This window comes from Arthrobacter sp. AFG20 (assembly GCF_002892795.1).
In the GTDB taxonomy this organism is placed as follows: domain Bacteria; phylum Actinomycetota; class Actinomycetes; order Actinomycetales; family Micrococcaceae; genus Arthrobacter.
Genome location: NZ_PJMC01000019.1, coordinates 1 through 16,564, shown reverse-complemented (window position 1 = coordinate 16,564; position 16,564 = coordinate 1). Strand labels below are relative to the sequence as shown.

Sequence of the window (16,564 nt, the reverse complement as noted above, 5' to 3'; positions counted from 1 at the left end):
CGCGGCCGGGCCCTGCACTCAATGGCTTGGGACGTGTGGGGTTAGGCGCGGTGGTTGGCGTCGGACTTCTCCAGGTGGCCAACGTGGACTGCATGGTGATGGTGGTGGCCGGGGTGGTGCTCTTCGTACTCGATCTCGAGCCCGTCAGCGCAGGTGAGTCCGTTGGGCAGGTCCACCGTGTGGCGGGGGCCGGTGTGAGTGTGCTTGACCCGCAGTTCCCAGGCCATAGCGCCAGCAGGGTTCCGCCCACCAGCGGCGTGCAGTTCACGAACTTCCAGTCGAACTGGGGGTTCCACGGGACACCGCCCGGGGAGCTCGGCATGCGGGCGATCGGGTGGTGATGGCGATCTCCACCACCGTCATGGTCCCAAGCCACTTGTAGTTGCGGCCCAAGTGCCAGGAACCGCGGCACAACCATCGCGCCCCTCGTAGCAGTCGTGATTTGTGATCACAGATCTAGACAATTATGAAAACGCTGGCTAGAGTGACGTAAAGCACACAGCGTGAAGCAAGCCACAGCGTGTGCCTCACCAAGCGCGTCACGTGGCACCTGCACAACACGGCACCGTCGGTGAACCGACTCATGGTTAATGCGCCCACTACCCAAAGGAACTTAAAATGGGCTTAAGCTTTGGCACTAAAGCTCCCCGCACCACGCACTCTGGTGAAGTTGCGGTTTCCGGACTCGGCAAGAGTTATGGAGCGAGCCGTGTTTTATCAGATGTGAATCTGGTGATGAACGAGGGTGAAGTAGTCTCGATCATCGGCCCGTCCGGGGCAGGCAAGAGCACCTTCCTGCGATGCCTGAACTACCTGGAGACCCCGACTGAGGGCACTATCGAAATCGGCGGAGCCCGCGTTGTTGCCGGCGGGAAACTGCCGGACAAAGCGCGCCTGGACCACCTCCGGCGCGTCACCGGAATGGTCTTCCAAAGCTTCAACCTGTTTCCGCACCTGACCGTAATGGAGAACATCACCCTGCCCCAGCGCAAGGTTTTGGGCGCCAGCAAGGAGCAGGCGCAGGAAGTCGCGGAGAAGCTGCTCAAGCGCGTTGGCCTTCCGGACAAGGCCAAGGCATACCCCGCCCGCCTCTCGGGAGGGCAGCAGCAGCGCATCGCCATCGCCCGTGCTCTGGCCCTGTCACCGAAGGTCATGCTCTTCGACGAACCGACGTCCGCCCTCGATCCCGAGATCGGCCTTGAGGTGCTCGCCGTAATGCGTGACCTCGCCGACGAGGGCATGACCATGCTCGTGGTGACGCACGAGATGCACTTCGCCCGTGATGTCTCGGACCGCATCATGGTGATGGGCAATGGCGGCGTGCTGGAGATCGGCCCGAGTGAGCAGGTGATGTCGGAGCCGCAGAACGACCGCACCCGGCAGTTCCTCAAAGCCGTGCTGGACAGGTGAGCCCTCGATGATCATGGAACTCCTGCCCGCGATCGCCCGGGGCGTCGGACTCACGCTGTACGTCACGGGCGCCTCACTCCTGTTCGGCGGCATCATCGGCCTGGTGCTTGTCGGGGCCGTCCGCTCCCCCGTCGCCATCGTCCGGGCCATCGCGACCCTTTACATAAACATCGTCCGGGTCATCCCGCCCATTACCTGGCTGTTCCTGATCTACTTCGGCCTGCCCCAGTACGCGCTGCGGCTCTCCACCATCCAGGCCGCGATCATAGGCTTCTCCATCATCGCCTCCGCCTTCATGGCCGAGATCTACCGCTCCGGCCTGCTGAGCATCCCCGACGGCCAACGCGAAGCCGCCCACGCGCTGGGCTTGAGCGCTGTCACCACGGTGGGACACATCATCACCCCGCAGGCGTTCCGCGTGGCGCTGCCGGCGATCGCCACCTACGGCATCGGACTCCTCAAGGACTCTGCCCTGGCCTCCACCATCGGTGTCCGTGAGATCACCTACTACGCCCAGCAAAGCGCGAAGCAGACACACGAGGGCCTTCTTTCGTTCATCGTTGCCGGCGCGCTCTACATCGTGATCAGCCTCGTGGTGGCCCTCGTCTCACGGCAGGTCGACCTCAGGCTCCGCAGGAAGATCGGAGTGGCGTGATGGACATGCTCACCCAGTGGATCGGATGGTTGCCCAACCTCGCTCCAGGACTCCTTGTCAGTCTCCAACTGACCGGACTCTCACTGCTCTTCGGTTTCCCGCTCGGCTTGCTGTTCGCCGTGATGGCAGCCGCAAAATTCCCGCCCCTGCAGTGGGTCTCCTTCTTCTTCGTGGAGATCGGGCGGGGACTGCCGGCCCTGGTGCTGCTGTACCTGATGTACTTCAGCCTCCCCGATGCCGGCATCACCCTGACGTCGCTGACCACCGCCATCATCGCTTTGACGTGGAACACCGGCGCCTACGCCTCGGAGTACTTCCGCGCAGGACTCGCGGCGGTACCACTGGGCCAGAAGGAAGCGGCACTCACCTCCGGGCTCCGCGGCTGGACAGGGTTCCGGATCGTCATCCTGCCCCAGGCACTGCGGATATCCACCCCGCCTCTGGCCGGGCTCGCCGTCCTAGTCTTCCAGGGCAGTGCACTCGCCTTCGTAATCGCCGTCCCTGAACTGATGTCCAAGGGCTTCGAGATCGCCTCCATCACCTTTGAATACCTCAGCGTCTACCTGCTTACTGCAGTCATCTACGGATCGCTCACCCTCGTCTTCCTCGGCCTCGTCCGAGTGCTGGAATTGCGCCTCGGCCGGCACCTGCAACGCAACTGACCTCTACCCCACTTATCCCGGGCAATCCGCCCACAAACTCCGCAAAGAGAGAAAAACCATGTCACCAACTCCCCGTACACTCGTGCGCACGCTTTCCGCCGGCACCGCCGCCGGCCTACTTGCCGTCTCCCTCGCCGCCTGCGGCGGCAGCGGTAACGCCGACAGCGCATCGGACTGCAAGCCGGCCCATGAGGGCATCAAAACGATTACCGAAGGCGAACTCACAGTCGCAAGCTACGACTATGCGCCCGCCACCATCCTGGAGGGCGATAACGTCACCGGCATGGAAGGTGACCTGATCAACGAGATCGCCAAACTCGAATGCCTCAAGGTCACGGTGAGCACCTCGGGCGGAGCTGGAGCGGTCATCCCGTCAGTGCAGTCAAAGCGCGTTGACATCGGCTCGGGAAACTGGCTGCGCACCAAGGAACGGACCAAGATCGTCTACCTGAGCACCCCGCTCTGGAGCGATCCGCAGGCCATCGTCTCCACCAAGGGCCTGACCAGCAACGACCTCGAGGGTAAAAAGGTTGGCTCGGTCGCCGGCAACCTCTGGAACGACAGCATGCAGAAGTGGCTTGGAGACAACTTCAAGATTTACCAGGACGACGAATCCATCTACTCAGACCTCAAGGCCGGACGCATCGATGCCCTCGTAGCATCCTCCGCGTCCGCCAATTACCGGTTCAAGACCGCCCCAATCGAGGGCGCCAAGGTGATCGACGTCAAGCCAAACCCCAACGTCCCCCAGTTCGCCGCACTTGGCCAGGTCATGTTGCCGTCCAGCCTCGACAACGACACGCTCGGCAAGGCGCTGGACGAGGACATCCAGAAGCTCCGCGAGAACGGCACCATCAAGAAGCTCTTGGAAAAGTACGGGATCGATCCCTCCGTCGGCGAGCCGGGCGCGCCCACCGAGCTCTAACGGCGTCGTACTTTCCTCAGGGTGGTGCCGGATGTCCTGTCCGGCGCCGCCCTGATGGTACTTGCTAGCGCCGAAGGCCACCCTGATTTCTTAGGTGTTCAAGCAAGCAAGCAAGGGAGCATGCACATGAGCGGAATCGTTGTTGTAGGGTGGACGGCAGCCCGACGGCGCGAAAATAGTGTCCGACGCCGACAAGGCCGAACACGTCGCCAGGCTAGTGGCCGACACGCTGGGCGCGGACATCCAAATTACCTACCCCACAGCCCATGGCAGGCCGGCGGATGCCCTCATCAGGGAAGCAACCCAAAAAGAAGCCCGCATCATCGTCGGGGGCAACCGCAGGATGCAGGGCATCGGACGCGTCCTGGGCAGCGTGGCCCCCAACGCGCCCTACGACGTCTACATCGCCAACACTTACGACGCAGGCTAAGCCGCTACAGGCGGCGGCTGAACCATGAAAGCAACAACAGAAGAATTTCGAGGAGTCCTCATTGCATGACGTGATAATTGTTGGTGCAGGCGCCGCAGGACTGGGTACTGCGTACTATCTGCGCGACTCGGGGCTGGACGTCCTCGTCCTGGAGTCCGGCCCGGATATCGGCGGACGGTCACACACGGTCAAGCTCGCGGGAACGTCGGCGAACTCCGGCGCGATGTTCGTGTACAAAGGAACAAAATCAGAAGAGCTTGTCCATGAGCTGGGCATCGAGACCGTTCCTTTCCTCCCCGAAACGTACGGTATCCACGTCAACGGCGAGACCGTCGTGGCCGAAACCAACGAGGACGTGGTGGCTGGCCTCAATCTCACAGACTCCGAAAAGACCGAGCTGATCAAGTTCATTGGCACTTCACTCACCGAGTACCAGGACTATGTCAGCGACCGGACGTCAGCCGGCCAACTCGACAAGCTTTCAGGTGAGACAGTCGCTGAACGGATCGCCGACCTGCAGCCGGCCGTCCGGGACATCATCGCCACCGCTATCCGCGGCGGGGCCGTAGGCGACCCGGCCAACCTCTCGGCCAAGTACGCGATGCGCTATTTTGCCAGCTACCTCGCGCGGGAGAAGAACAACCGCCTGTTCGCTTTGGAAGGCATGCAGGCCATCCCGCGGGCCATCCTGAAACGCCTGCCTGATCACACGGTCCGCTACAACGCCCGGGTAACCGGCCTGACCCTGCTCGAGGGGGAAGGTTTTAACGAGGTGGCCGTGACGGGCGAGGATGGCGGGCAGAAGCTGACGGCGAAGCATGTGGTGCTGGCCGTTCCAGCCCCCGTCGTCCCCGATGTGGTCCAAAACCTGCCCGAGTGGAAGACGTCAGCGCTGAAGAGGGTGGCCAGTCCCGGCAGCACCACGCTGAACATTGTTGCCGATATTGAGGGGCTTCCCGAGTTCAAGGACTGGGCCTTTATCGTGACCGTTGGCATGCCCTTCGACGCCATCATCAATCCTGTCCCGGGAGGTACGGAGGAGACCTCACGTGCGAACATTCTCCAATTGACCTGCTACGGGAACTCCGCAGGCTACCTGCCGGGATTTGCCGACGACGAGCAGAGGGTCGCACAGTGGCTGGAGGACGTGTATACGGTGGCACCGCAGCTGCGCGGCCGGGTTCTCGGTGTGCACGCCCAAACCTGGCAGCACTGCTTCGCGTTGTTGAGCCCCGAAAGAGCAGCAATCCTTCGTGAACTGCAGCGGTCGATCGGATCGCTGCATTTCGCCGGCGACTACACGTCGGAGACCGCGGGAACCCACGGGGCTTACACCGAGGCAGAACGAGTCGCTGCCCTGATTCTCGCCTCCCTGCAGCCCACGGGCTAGTGACGACACCCTGGCATTGGCCTCGCGAGGCATCTGAGCCAGGCTTCCCAAGGAAGGATGTGCCCTTCGGGTTTCGCCCGCTACGACTTGCTTGCCCGGGGGCCGAGCTGATCCTGGTCCTCGCGAGCTCTCCGGCGCTGGTGGAGTCGCCGACCGCGCCGACGACGCGAAAAGCATCTTCAACACGTCGACATGAGGTACACCCCAACCTAACAACGATCCCAGACTGGGCCTAGGTGATTTCTGCCCTGATTCTGTTGGTGATGTTGCCGATTCCTTCAACAGCCACGGTGACGTGTCGCCGTCTTTAAGGAACAGTTGGGGGTCCCGGCGATAGCCGACTCCGGATGGTGTGCCGGTAAGGATGACGTCCCCTGGCTCCAGCGTGGTGAATTCGGAGATGGCGGCGATGAGAGTGGGGATGCTGAAGATCAGTGGGGAGAGGTCGGATTTTTGTACAACCTCTCCGTTCAGGGTTGTGCTGATGCCGGCCTTGCTGATGTCGGTTTCCGCCGGGCTGACGATGTAGGGGCCGAGCGGGGTGGTGTTGTCCCAGATCTTGCCCTGCAGCCATTGGTGGGACTTGTTCTGATAGTCGCGCATGGTGACGTCGTTGGAGACGCAATGGCCCAGGATGTGGTCTATGGCGTCCTGTTCGGTGATGCGGCGCCCTGCCTTGCCGATGATGACGGCGAGTTCGCCCTCAAAGTCGACCTGGCTGGATTCCGGAGGCAGGACGATGTAATCGCCGGGTCCGATGAGGGTGGATGCGTACTTGGGGAACAGGACGGGAAAGGCGGCCGGGCTGGCGTCGTCGGCATGGTCTTTGTAATTCAGGCCTACGCAGAGGATCTTCCCGGCCCCTGGTGATGCAGCACGAAGGGTGACTTCGGAGAGGGCAACGCGTGATTCGGTCAGACGGGCGGCGGAGGCGAGGAGCTCTGCGGGTGTTTCCGGTCCGACGTCGGTGAGCCGGCCAGCGGGATGAGGTGTTCACCGTGGACTTCGCCGACGTAGTTGTGACCTTTGTATCGGTAATTTGCGTAGGCCATTCGTTTTTCTTCCTGATTCGTGGGCGTCGCATGGGGGGTGAGCGGGGGCTCTTCGTTCGCCCGCTGGGGCGTCGACGCGAGCCTTGGCGGGGTGGGCGCGGGTGTTAGGGTGCCGGCTGCACCTCGAAGGCGAGGGCGAGCTTCATGATTTTCTCTGCGCGGCCGAGGCGGGGCAGGTCGGAGCCGTCGCGGATGACGCGGCCGTTGGCCTCGAAGTCGGCCATGAAGTCGGTGGCCCAGGCGACGTCGGACGGCGTGGGGCTGATGACCTCGTTGATGACGCTGGTCTGGTCGATAGCCAGGCAGAGCTTTCCGGTCATGCCCATCATCACTGTGACGCCGGTCTGCTCGCGCAGGATCGGGTGGTTGGTGCCGACCGTGGGGCCGTCGATGGGGCCCGGCAGGTTGCCCACCCGGCTGGCGACGACGAGCTTGGCGCGCGGGTAGGCCATGGCCTCCTGGGTGTTCGCCATGCCGGTGTCGCGGCGGAAGTCGCCGGAGCCAAACGCCAGGCGGAACGCACCCTGGGCCTTGGCGATGTGGTTGGCCTCTTCGATGCCGAGCGCGGATTCCACGAGCGGGATGACCGGCGTCTTGCCATCCATGCGGTGGAAGGACTCGGTGACCTGGTCAGCCGACTCCGTCTTTGCCAGCATGACGCCGAGCAGCCCCGGCGTGCCGCGCAGGCCCGCGAGGTCATCAGCCCAGAACTTGCTGGTGGCGTCGTTGATCCGCACCCAGGCCTGGCCGCCGCCGGTGAGCCAGTTTACGACGTTCTCGCGGGCGGCATCCTTCTGCGAGGGGTCCACGGCGTCTTCGATGTCCAGGATGATCGAGTCCGCGCGGGACACCGCGGACTGGTCGAAAAGCTCGGTTTTCATTGCGTTGACAAGCAGCCACGAGCGGGCGATCTCGGCGGGGATATTGCGTTCCGGGGTAGCGTCCGGGACTGTACTGAGCGCTGGGGTGATGTCTTGGGTGCTTTGGGGCATGTATGTGTGCTGCGTCATGGGTCTTCCGTGGTGGCTCAGTTGGCTGATGGTGCGGTGAGCGTCATGCGGTAGCAGAGCCCGTCTTCGGCTTCGTTCGGTTCTGTCCACACTTCTATCCCGCGGGCGGCTTCGTACATGGTGCGTGGTTGGGTGGCGTTGCCGGCGATCCAGAGTGCTGTGGAGTCGGCCATGGCATCGTCCACAGTGCCTGTGCGGATGACGTGCCCGTTCTGGCGGATCTGGACGGTCGCTCCGATGAGCCGGCGCCAGTGGAGGTACTGGCGGAGAATGATTGGTGCTCCGTGGGCAGGCGCGTCCTGGCTGTGGCGGCCGGTTGACCCGGTCATGGTGCGGTGAGAGCCGAGGCAACTGCTGTGCCCAGTTCTTCGGTGGTGGCGTTGCCGCCCATGTCGGGTGTGAGGGCTTCGGGTCCACGGGCGAGCACGGTTTCCGTGGCGGTGGTGAGGGCGGCCGCGGCTTCGGGTTCTCCGAGGTGGTCCAGCATCATGGCGGCGCACCAGATTTGTCCGATGGGGTTGGCGATGCCTTTGCCGGCGATGTCCGGGGCGGAGCCGTGGACGGGTTCGAAGAGGCTGGGGAACTTTCGTTCGGGGTTGATGTTGCCGCTGGGGGCGATGCCGATGGTTCCCCGTGCAGGCCGGGCCGAGGTCGGAGAGGATGTCACCGAAGAGGTTGCTGGCGACGACGACGTCGAACCAGTCGGGGTGCATGACGAAGTTCGCCGCGAGGATGTCGATGTGGTACTTGTCGACGTCGATGTCGGGGTAGGCCGTGGACATGGCCTGCACGCGTTCGTCCCAGTAGGGCATGGTGATGGAGATGCCGTTGCTCTTGGTGGCGGAGGTCAGGTGCTTTTTGGGCCTGCTTTGGGCCAGGTCGAAGGCGTATTTGAGGATGCGGTCCACGCCGGTGCGGGTCATGACTGTTTCCTGGACTACGGTTTCGCGGTCGGTGCCTTCGAAGATCTTTCCGCCGATGCTGGAGTATTCGCCTTCGGTGTTTTCGCGCACGACGTAGAAGTCAACGTCGCCGGGGACACGGCCGGTCAGGGGGCTGGGGACGCCGGGGAGGAGTTTGACCGGGCGGAGGCTTACGTATTGGTCGAAGTGGCGGCGGAACTGCAGGAGGCTTCCCCACAGCGAGATGTGGTCGGGGACGACGTCGGGCCATCCGACGGCGCCGAAGAAGATGGAATCGAACTGGTTCAGCTGGTCGAACCATCCGTCGGGGAGCATCTTCCCGTGCCGGGTGTAGTAGTCCGCGGAGGCGTAGTCGAAGTGCTCGTATTTGAGGTTGAGGTCGAAGGCTGCGGCTGCGGCGTCCAGGACGCGCAGTCCTTCGGGTACGACTTCTGTGCCGATTCCGTCGCCGGGAATGACTGCGATGCGGTGGGGTTTCGACATCAGGGATCCTTCTTTGTCTGTGCTTGGTGTTCGGTTTAGCGGTCGACCGGGTGTGCCGGTTCGCGGTTTTCGAGGACGTCGATGACGGCATGGGCGGCTGCCAGGCCGGCCCGGGTCCGGGCTTGGGCCGTCTGCCCGGCAAGGTGGGAGGTGATGAGGACGTTGTCCAAGCCCCGGAGGGGGCTGTCGCTTGGCAGGGGTTCGGTCTCGAGTACGTCCAGGGCGGCGCCGGCGATGGTGCCGTCGTACAATGCTTTGGCGAGGGCTTCTTCATCCACGAGTGAGCCGCGGGCTGTGTTGATGAGCACGGCGGTGGGTTTCATCATTTGCAGCCGGCCCGCGTCAATCAGTTTGCCGGTGAACTGGCCGACGCGGGTGTGCAGGGAGAGGTAGTCGGCCTCACGGATGACCGTGTCGAGATCCGTGAACCGAATGGCGCTGGTGTCGGGGTCGGGGTGGGCAGTGCTGACCAGGACGTTCATGCCGAGGGCGGTGCCCAGTTGTGCGGTGGCGCGCCCGCCGGGTCCGTAGCCGATGATGCCCAGGGTGGATTCGCGGAGTTCATGGCCCGCCTCGCGCGGCCAGTGGCCTTGGCGAACGGCGGTGGTGACCTCGGCGAGGCGGCGTGCGGCCATGATGACCAGCCCGATGGTGAGTTCGGCGACCGAGTGGTGGTTCGTTCCTGGTGCGTTGCAGACCCTGATCCCCTGTGCGGCGGCCGCCTGGACGTCGATGGAGTCGTACCCCACCCCGCTGCGTGCGATGACTTTGAGGGAGGCAGCGCCGGTGAGCATGTCGGCGGTGACGGGTTCGCTGGCGAGGATCGCCCCGGAGACGCCGTTGAATAACGAGCGGCGTTTCTCCGGGCTGCGTGGCCCCCGGGATGGTGAGTAGACGGGCTCCAGGCCGTGGTCGCGCAGGAGCTGGTCCACGGGATCTCCCGGGTGGAGGTAGTCGGTGGTGATCAGGATGCGTGGGGCCATAGTCGGATGGGTTCCTCGTCGCTGGTGCGGGCGGGTGGTTGCTGGGTGGATGGTGGATCTCTGGGGCACGCCGGTCAGGGCCGCCGCGGAGTTCGCAGCGGCCCTGACCGTTGTTTCCGGTGTTAGTGGGCGTCGACCTTGTCGGCTTCCGCGGGTTCGGGGGTTTCTGCTGGGATTTCGTTCTTCTTTTTCTGGCCTGAGGCGTGCAAAGCCCTGCGGGCCTGTTCCGGGTCGAAGTCTTTCTCCCATTTGCCGATGACGACGGCGGCCATCGCGTTTCCGAGGACGTTGATGAACACCCGGCCTTCGTTCAGGAGGCGGTCGATGCCGACGATGAGGGCGAGGGCTGCCAGCGGGATGCCGCCGACGGAGCTCAGTGTGCTGGCCAGGACGATGAACGCTCCGCCGGCGATGCCTGCGGTGCCCTTGCTGGTGAGCATCATGACGCCGACCATGACCAGCTGCTGTTCCCAGGAGAGGTCCATGCCGACGGCCTGGGCCAGGAACACCGAGGCCATGGTCAGGTAGACGGCGGATCCGTCCAGGTTGAAGGAGAATCCGGAGGGGATGACGATGCCGACGGTGGATTTGCCGACGCCCATGTTTTCGAGTTTCTTGATCAGCTGCGGCAGGACGGCCTCGCTGGAGCAGGTGCTCAGGGCGATGAGGAGTTCTGCCTTGAAGTAGCGCATGACGGTGAAGATGTTCATTCCGCAGGCCCGGGCGATCGTGCCCAGGACCACGAGGACGTACACGATGCAGGTTGCGGTGAACAGCAGGACGAGGATGCCCAGTTGCTGGAGGCTTTGGGTGCCGTAGTTGGCCACGACGGCGGCCAGTGCGCCGAAGGTGCCGATGGGGGCGAGGTGCATGACCCAGTTGACGATTTTGAAGATTACCGTGGACAGGGCTTGGATGCCCTTGGTGAGGAACGCACCGGATTCTCCGGAGACGTTCATTGCGGCGCCGAAGATGATGGAGACCATGAGGGCAGCGATGATGGTGTGGCCTGTCAGGGCGCCGAACAGGGATTCGGGGATGATGTTGCTGACGAATTCGAGGCCGTCGAAGCCCTTGCTGGCTGCGGCCGGGACCTTGCTGGCGTCCAGGTTGGACGGGTCAATGTTCATGCCGGCGCCGGGCTGGAAGACGTTGGCGACAACGAGGCCAATGAGCATTGATACCAGTGACAGGACGATGAAGTAGCCCAGCGCCTTGACTCCGATGCGGCCGGCTTTGCGCAGGCTGTCCATCGATGCGATGCCGAGGGAAACCACGCAGAACACCACGGGGATGACGATCATCTTCACCAGGGCGATGAACCAGTCACTGAGGGGTGTGAGCTGCTTGCCGACGGAGGGCAGGAAGAATCCGACGGCGATGCCCAGGACGGCGCCCAGGACGACTTGGAACCAGAGTTCGCGCAGCAGCCGGCCGAACCGGGACCGCTGCTTGGGCGGGTGTGAGTGCTGCGGGTTCTTAACAGTGGGGGACGACATCCAGGGTGCTCCTTTGCACGTCAGACTGGGGGAACGAAGAGAGGTGCGGTCCCGGGCAGCGGTACTGCCCGGGACCGGGCACGATAGTGCTTACTCGTGCAGCCCGCGCAGGACCTTGTAGAACTCGGCCTTGCCTTCCAGGCCGATACCCGGCAGGTCGCCGGGGGCTACGCGGCTGTTGACGATGACCGCGTCGTCGGTGAAGCCGCCGGTGGGCTGGAACTCGCCCGGGTAGGACTCGTTGCCGCCGAGCTTGAGTGCTGCGGCGATGTGCAGGGAGAACTGGTGTCCGCCGTGCGGGATGCAGCGGCGGGAGGACCAGCCGTGCTGGGCCAGCATGTCCTGGATCCGGCGGTATTCTGTCAGGCCGTAGCTCAGGGCAGGGTCGACCTGGATGAAGTCGCGGTCCGGGCGCATGCCGCCGTAACGGACCAGGTTGCGGGCGTCTTGGAGGGAGAACAGGTTCTCTCCGGTGGCGATCGGGTTCCTGTAGTGCTCGGACAGGGTGGCGTTCAGGGCGTAGTCCAGCGGGTCGCCGACTTCCTCGTACCAGAACAGCCCGTACTTATCGATGGCCTTGCCGTATTCAAGTGCGGTTTCCAGATCGAATTTGCCGTTGACGTCGACCATCAGGCGGGAGCCGTCACCGTCGAGGACCTCGATGACCGCCTCGATGCGGCGGAGGTCTTCGGCCAGGTCGGCGCCGCCGATCTTCATCTTGACCACGTTGTAGCCCTTGGCGAGGAAGCCGCGCATTTCGTTCTGTAGGTCCTCGAGGGTTTTTCCGGGTGCGTAGTAGCCACCGGCGGCGTAGACGAAGACGTCCTTGTCCGGGTTGCCATCGCCGTAATGGTCCGAGATCCAGCGGTAGAGGGGGACGCCGGCGATCTTCGCGGCGAGGTCGTGAAGGGCCATGTCTGCCACGCCGACGGCGACAGAGCGTTCGCCGTGGCCTCCGGGCTTTTCGTTGGACATCATCAGGTCCCACGCCTTCTCCGGCGAGAGCTGGCCGTCCTCATCAAGAAGGTCCTCGGCCGGTGCGTCCAGCAGGCGCGGCAGGATGCGGTCCTTCAGGATGCCCGTGGCGTTGTAGCGGCCGTTGGAGTTGAAGCCGTAGCCGACCAGGGGCTTTCCGTCGACGAACACGTCGCTGACTAGGGCGATGATCGTGCAGTCCATCTTGGTGAAGTCAATGAAGGCATTGCGGATCGAGGAACTGATGGGGATGGTGCCGACGTGGGCGGAAACGATTTTCATCTTTGAATCTCTCCTAGAGCGAATATCTTATTTCTTATAAGATCGTGCAATCACGTTAGCCCAAAGGTGACCGGAGGCACAACCCCCGAAGAGCAAATTCTTATAAGATGTTTTTAGAGACTAAACTGTCAGTGACGCGGACCATAACCCGCGACGAGAGATCCGGAGCCGCAGATGAGCACCACGAACGTCTTTTCCAGTAAGGGCAGCCTGGCGTACAACGAACTCCGCCAGCTGATCCTCTCCGGGGGGCTTGCCCCTGGTTCGCGCATCTCCCAGTACGAACTGGCCGAGAACATGCAGATGAGCATCACTCCCCTGCGTGAAGCGATCCGCCGGCTTTCCAGCGAGGGCCTGATCATCATGGACACGCACCGCGACTCCCGCGTGGCCGCCATGAGCGCCGCCGAAGCCCGCGAGCTGCTGGAGGTCCGTCTCTCACTGGAACCCTCAGCGACTGAACTTGCCGCCTCCCGCAGGACCGACGCTGACATCGACGCCATCCGCGCGGCCGCGGAGAAACTCCTGCCCGTCACCCGCGTCTGGGGCGAGGACGCCATCAAGGCACACCGCGAATTCCACCGCGCCGTCTACAGCGCGTCCCACAACGTCACCATGATCAAACTCCTTGACGACCTATGGGACAAGTCCGACCGCTACCGCCGCGTCGGGCTGGAGCTCCCAGATGGAGATGAGCCCCGGACGATTGACCTGAATCAGCACCACCAGATCCTTGAACTTGTCATCGCCGGGGACGGCGCCGGCGCAGCCGAACTCGCACGAACCCACATCGCCAACAGCCTCACCGCCTCGGTGACAGGCGCCCTGGAGGAACGCGAGAACGATCAGTCGGCAACCTTGGACAAGACCGCCTAGCATCCTCAAACTTCCTCCCGGTCGCCCTCATCAGCGACGGGCGCTTCACCGGTGGAACGTCCGGACTCTCCAGCGGCCACGTTTCCCCCGAGGCAGCAGGTGGAACCATCGCCCTGGCGGAAAACGGCGACACGATCAACATAGCCCTCCGCGCCGCACACACGACCACCAGCGCCGCGCTCCGCGAGTACCTGCTCCCCCGGCTCGCCGAGGACGAGGCCGTCTTGGACTTCGACGTAAAGATCGACATGCGCTCTGAATCAACGCGCTCCCGTTAGTGATCTGGGGCATCGGCCATCGTGACCGGAGTTTGTGCTGAACATCGCCGTCAGTACGTGAAGTCAGATCGGAGTAGGTCGATCCCTGCTCTGCCTGCGGCTGCTGACGGACGGGAAGAGCATCTATTTTGACCAGGACGCGGTGCACCGCGGCGAGGATCATAATGTACCCGGCCACCGCGAGGAGTGAACCAACAGCAGCGATGATCAGACCTATTACCAATGCCCAGTGATTTACGTTCCTACATACAGGCAGCGATGTTTGGCGTGCGATGACTCGAGCGATTCCCGCCGGTACTTCCGCGGCGGAAGCTAGGCTGACCTTCCGCACACCGCTCAAGGATCTGGGCGCGGGTTGTTCCCGGCGCTCTCGCCGCCGCTCATGACCATTGCCCCGGGAGCGCATTCATAAATCCGCTCTTCCGTCGCTCGCGGCGGCACCGGGGTGGAACGCACTCATCGACACTGAACGACGCCAGGGACAGTGCGCTGAATGCTACTCCCTGAGCTGGTGGGTCAGCACTTCAAATTCATCCACCCCGAGGATTTCCATGTGTTGTTCCGCAGTCGTTTCCTCACGGATACGGTCCGCCGCCGGACGGCTGGCGGTAAGTGCGTCCTCGTCGTCCCAAAGGGTGAGTGAGAGTGACTTGTCGTCTTTCCCACGAAGATAATAAATCCCCTGGCACCCTGGCAGGGCTAATACCTGACGGACCGTGTCGGCTGAAGGCTCGCCGGTGCTGTCGGGAGCGGGCCGGTAAGTGCTGACGCGAGCGAACATTTGTCAAACCTCCGATAGTCGCTGGTAAAGCCGGCACACCACGGGAGCGGGTGGCGCCCGGCTCGGGGGCTTCGCCTCCCCCACCAGTAAGGACCCGCACCGCTGGAAGCACAAGCTTTAGTACGGTGGCCCATTCCCATCCGCGCGCGGTGCCATGGTTCCAAGGCGGACAGGCTGGAACAATGGCTTGCTGCCTATCAGTGGCAATTGAGGTTCTTCATCCCTGGGGGTAACTGGTGTCCGGAATCCGGTCAGCAGGGCAAGCGTGGGCGGTGAGAAAGGGCTGGCCACAGCGGAAGGGGGCTGGCCGAATGGGCCAGTCCCCTTCCCGTGTGTCCGCGGCAACATCGCCGGGCGCGGCAACCAGGGTCGTCGCTCGGGATGTGGCGTTAGGGCGTCAGGCGGTTGTCACACGGATTTCCGTGACTTCCTTGGCCGGGATCGCCGGTGAGGCTTGCCGGCTGTTGTGCTGTCCCTCCGCTCGGGGCAAAACACTCGTACGGAAGAAGCGGGAGGTTGATGGCCGACGGGTTCGATGCGTTGTGCGCAATCGTGTACTCCCCCGGAAGCGTCTTCAACTGCGGATCCGTCGGGAAGCAGGGGTCTTTTCCAAGGCCTGCGGAGCACACGCTCGCCTGCATCTGGGAGCTCAGCACGAGGCGCAGCGAATGGCCGGGCAGGATCTGGGTGACATCCGGCGACATGGCAACATCGAGTTCGTACGCTTTTCCTGGTGTGAGGTAGTCGTCACCCGTAAAGGTTCCGTAGGGGCGCACGGGGGTTCCTGACTTGTCGACCCAGGATCTCCCCGCGTCCAGTTTGCGCAGGCTGGCCACCAGGCTCCCGGAACTGATCCTCGTGGCAGTTCCGTCCGGTGCCACGCTCTCGAGGCGGGCGATCAGGTTGAGGTTGGTACTGGAGGAACTAGCGTGAATTGTTGCACTGATCGGTCCGGCGATGGTCGCGCCTTGCTTGAGCGGTCCGGTGGTGTACGTGAGGGTGCCGCCGGATTCGGACGGTTGGGTGAACCGCAGGCTATCGCTGCCCGCGTGCCGGCCCGGCCGGGACTTGCTCATCTTGCCGCTGGCGTTCAGGTAATAGGGCGTGTAGTGCTGCACCATTGGATAGTTTGACGTGTTGATCCAGGTCCCGCTGCCCTGCTGGTAGAGGTGCATGGGCGTCGCAGCAGCCTCTGAGAAGCGGGTGGACTTGCCCTTCAGCCAGGTGTCCATCCATTCCAGCTCCGTGGCTGTGTTGACGCCGGCGCAATGGCCGCCAGGCGAGACGATGATCTGGTATCGGTTGGTGGTGGGCTGCCCGGGTTTCATCGGCGCATCCGTTGGCCGGTCGAAATAGGCATTCTGCAGTGAGGCGTACATGCTCTGTGCGCTCTCGGTGTAGATGTCATCCCAGCTTGTCCACAGCAGGGCGGGAACGCCGGCATCGGCGATAGCCTCGGCATAATTACCTGCGGTGCGCGACTTCCAGAAGTCGCGATCGTAGGCCGCGTCCCCTCCTTTCTGGATGTCCTCGGCGAGTGGTGCGCCAAACACTCCTGCCCGGGGCCCCACGATGGATCCCAGGTTGCGGGGGAAGTTCGCTGTTTGGGTCGGCATTCCACCGGAGAAGTAGGTTTCGCGGTAGAACTCGGCGCCCGCGCACTCCGGGATCATTGCCTTGACCGGCGTGTTGGCGCCGATGTGGCCTTGGCTGAAGATCTGGTTTAGTCCCAGGTAGGAGCCGCCGAGGAGGCCCACCGAGCCGTTGGAGCCATCAAGCTGGTCGGCGGCCCAGTGCACGAGCTCGGCGCCGTCTTCTTGTTCGCGCTCACCGAAGAGGGTGAAGTCTCCTCCTTACGTTTTTGTTGTGGGTGATTTCGGGGCTGTCGTAGTGTTTCGATCACCCTCGGGTGGCAGGTATGGCACAAGTCTCCTAGCCGCTTGGACGGCT

General features: G+C 63.3%; 14 protein-coding genes and 6 pseudogenes. 8 read left to right on the top strand and 12 right to left on the bottom strand.

Features of this window, described 5'->3' with window-relative positions; translation table 11 throughout:
• Nucleotides 1-41: 41 nt before the first annotated feature.
• On the bottom strand, nucleotides 42-227 hold the full coding sequence (locus CXZ05_RS22885) for a hypothetical protein (protein ID WP_146033116.1): 186 nt from the start codon (nucleotides 225-227) through the stop codon (nucleotides 42-44).
• Between the two features lie 391 nt (nucleotides 228-618).
• Between CXZ05_RS22885 and CXZ05_RS18665 the strand changes: the two genes are divergently transcribed.
• The 6 genes and pseudogenes from CXZ05_RS18665 to CXZ05_RS18640 form a co-directional block, all read left to right on the top strand.
• Entirely contained in the window at nucleotides 619-1,410 is a 792-nt protein-coding gene (locus CXZ05_RS18665) for an amino acid ABC transporter ATP-binding protein (RefSeq protein ID WP_102974016.1), read from the top strand.
• A 7-nt stretch (nucleotides 1,411-1,417) separates the two neighbouring features.
• Nucleotides 1,418-2,065, top strand: coding sequence for an amino acid ABC transporter permease (locus CXZ05_RS18660; protein ID WP_102974015.1), 648 nt, complete (start codon nucleotides 1,418-1,420; stop codon nucleotides 2,063-2,065).
• On the top strand, nucleotides 2,065-2,727 hold the full coding sequence (locus CXZ05_RS18655) for an amino acid ABC transporter permease (RefSeq protein ID WP_102974014.1): 663 nt from the start codon (nucleotides 2,065-2,067) through the stop codon (nucleotides 2,725-2,727). The genes CXZ05_RS18660 and CXZ05_RS18655 overlap by 1 nt, the downstream gene beginning before the upstream one ends.
• Nucleotides 2,728-2,785: 58 nt before the next feature.
• Nucleotides 2,786-3,652: an ABC transporter substrate-binding protein gene (locus CXZ05_RS18650; RefSeq protein ID WP_102974013.1), complete on the top strand. Its 867-nt coding sequence runs from the start codon at nucleotides 2,786-2,788 to the stop codon at nucleotides 3,650-3,652.
• A gap of 175 nt (nucleotides 3,653-3,827) precedes the next feature.
• Nucleotides 3,828-4,082 (top strand): annotated as a pseudogene (locus CXZ05_RS18645) (universal stress protein); the annotation flags it as partial.
• Between the two features lie 58 nt (nucleotides 4,083-4,140).
• Nucleotides 4,141-5,472: pseudogene (locus CXZ05_RS18640) on the top strand (flavin monoamine oxidase family protein); the annotation flags it as partial.
• A gap of 354 nt (nucleotides 5,473-5,826) precedes the next feature.
• Here CXZ05_RS18640 and CXZ05_RS23745 read toward each other — a convergent pair.
• The 8 genes and pseudogenes from CXZ05_RS23745 to CXZ05_RS18605 form a co-directional block, all read right to left on the bottom strand.
• Nucleotides 5,827-6,309 (bottom strand): annotated as a pseudogene (locus CXZ05_RS23745) (fumarylacetoacetate hydrolase family protein); the annotation flags it as partial.
• Nucleotides 6,310-6,386: 77 nt separating this feature from the next.
• Entirely contained in the window at nucleotides 6,387-6,524 is a 138-nt protein-coding gene (locus CXZ05_RS23160) for a hypothetical protein (protein WP_180987454.1), read from the bottom strand.
• A 104-nt stretch (nucleotides 6,525-6,628) separates the two neighbouring features.
• Entirely contained in the window at nucleotides 6,629-7,516 is an 888-nt protein-coding gene (locus tag CXZ05_RS18630; protein WP_102974082.1) for a CoA ester lyase, read from the bottom strand.
• A gap of 35 nt (nucleotides 7,517-7,551) precedes the next feature.
• A complete protein-coding gene (locus CXZ05_RS23740; RefSeq protein WP_102974011.1) occupies nucleotides 7,552-7,863 on the bottom strand; it encodes a hypothetical protein in 312 nt (103 codons plus the stop codon).
• A pseudogene (locus tag CXZ05_RS18620) lies at nucleotides 7,860-8,940 on the bottom strand (tartrate dehydrogenase). The gene CXZ05_RS23740 and the pseudogene CXZ05_RS18620 overlap by 4 nt, the downstream one beginning before the upstream one ends.
• A gap of 35 nt (nucleotides 8,941-8,975) precedes the next feature.
• Nucleotides 8,976-9,923 carry a phosphoglycerate dehydrogenase gene (locus CXZ05_RS18615; RefSeq protein WP_102974010.1) on the bottom strand — a complete coding sequence of 316 codons (948 nt, stop codon included), beginning with the start codon at nucleotides 9,921-9,923 and terminating at the stop codon, nucleotides 8,976-8,978.
• 122 nt (nucleotides 9,924-10,045) lie between these two features.
• Nucleotides 10,046-11,422 (bottom strand): cation:dicarboxylate symporter family transporter, encoded by a 1,377-nt coding sequence (locus tag CXZ05_RS18610; RefSeq protein ID WP_219726563.1) that lies wholly within the window; start codon nucleotides 11,420-11,422, stop codon nucleotides 10,046-10,048.
• 90 nt (nucleotides 11,423-11,512) lie between these two features.
• The gene (locus CXZ05_RS18605) at nucleotides 11,513-12,679 is read right to left on the bottom strand and encodes a mandelate racemase/muconate lactonizing enzyme family protein (protein ID WP_102974009.1); all 1,167 of its coding nucleotides are present in this window, start codon (nucleotides 12,677-12,679) and stop codon (nucleotides 11,513-11,515) included.
• Between the two features lie 174 nt (nucleotides 12,680-12,853).
• Between CXZ05_RS18605 and CXZ05_RS18600 the strand changes: the two genes are divergently transcribed.
• Nucleotides 12,854-13,555 carry a GntR family transcriptional regulator gene (locus CXZ05_RS18600; RefSeq protein WP_102974008.1) on the top strand — a complete coding sequence of 234 codons (702 nt, stop codon included), beginning with the start codon at nucleotides 12,854-12,856 and terminating at the stop codon, nucleotides 13,553-13,555.
• Nucleotides 13,556-13,578: 23 nt separating this feature from the next.
• A pseudogene (locus tag CXZ05_RS23735) lies at nucleotides 13,579-13,698 on the top strand (dihydroxy-acid dehydratase); the annotation flags it as partial.
• Nucleotides 13,699-14,329: 631 nt separating this feature from the next.
• On the opposite strand, the gene CXZ05_RS18590 reads toward CXZ05_RS23735, so the two are convergent.
• From CXZ05_RS18590 to CXZ05_RS23510, 3 genes and pseudogenes are all read right to left on the bottom strand, one after another.
• Nucleotides 14,330-14,614, bottom strand: coding sequence for a hypothetical protein (locus CXZ05_RS18590; protein ID WP_102974007.1), 285 nt, complete (start codon nucleotides 14,612-14,614; stop codon nucleotides 14,330-14,332).
• A gap of 389 nt (nucleotides 14,615-15,003) precedes the next feature.
• On the bottom strand, nucleotides 15,004-16,230 hold the full coding sequence (locus CXZ05_RS23730) for a CocE/NonD family hydrolase C-terminal non-catalytic domain-containing protein (RefSeq protein WP_374754676.1): 1,227 nt from the start codon (nucleotides 16,228-16,230) through the stop codon (nucleotides 15,004-15,006).
• A pseudogene (locus tag CXZ05_RS23510) lies at nucleotides 16,219-16,452 on the bottom strand (CocE/NonD family hydrolase); the annotation flags it as partial. The gene CXZ05_RS23730 and the pseudogene CXZ05_RS23510, both read right to left, overlap by 12 nt.
• Nucleotides 16,453-16,564: the final 112 nt, after the last annotated feature.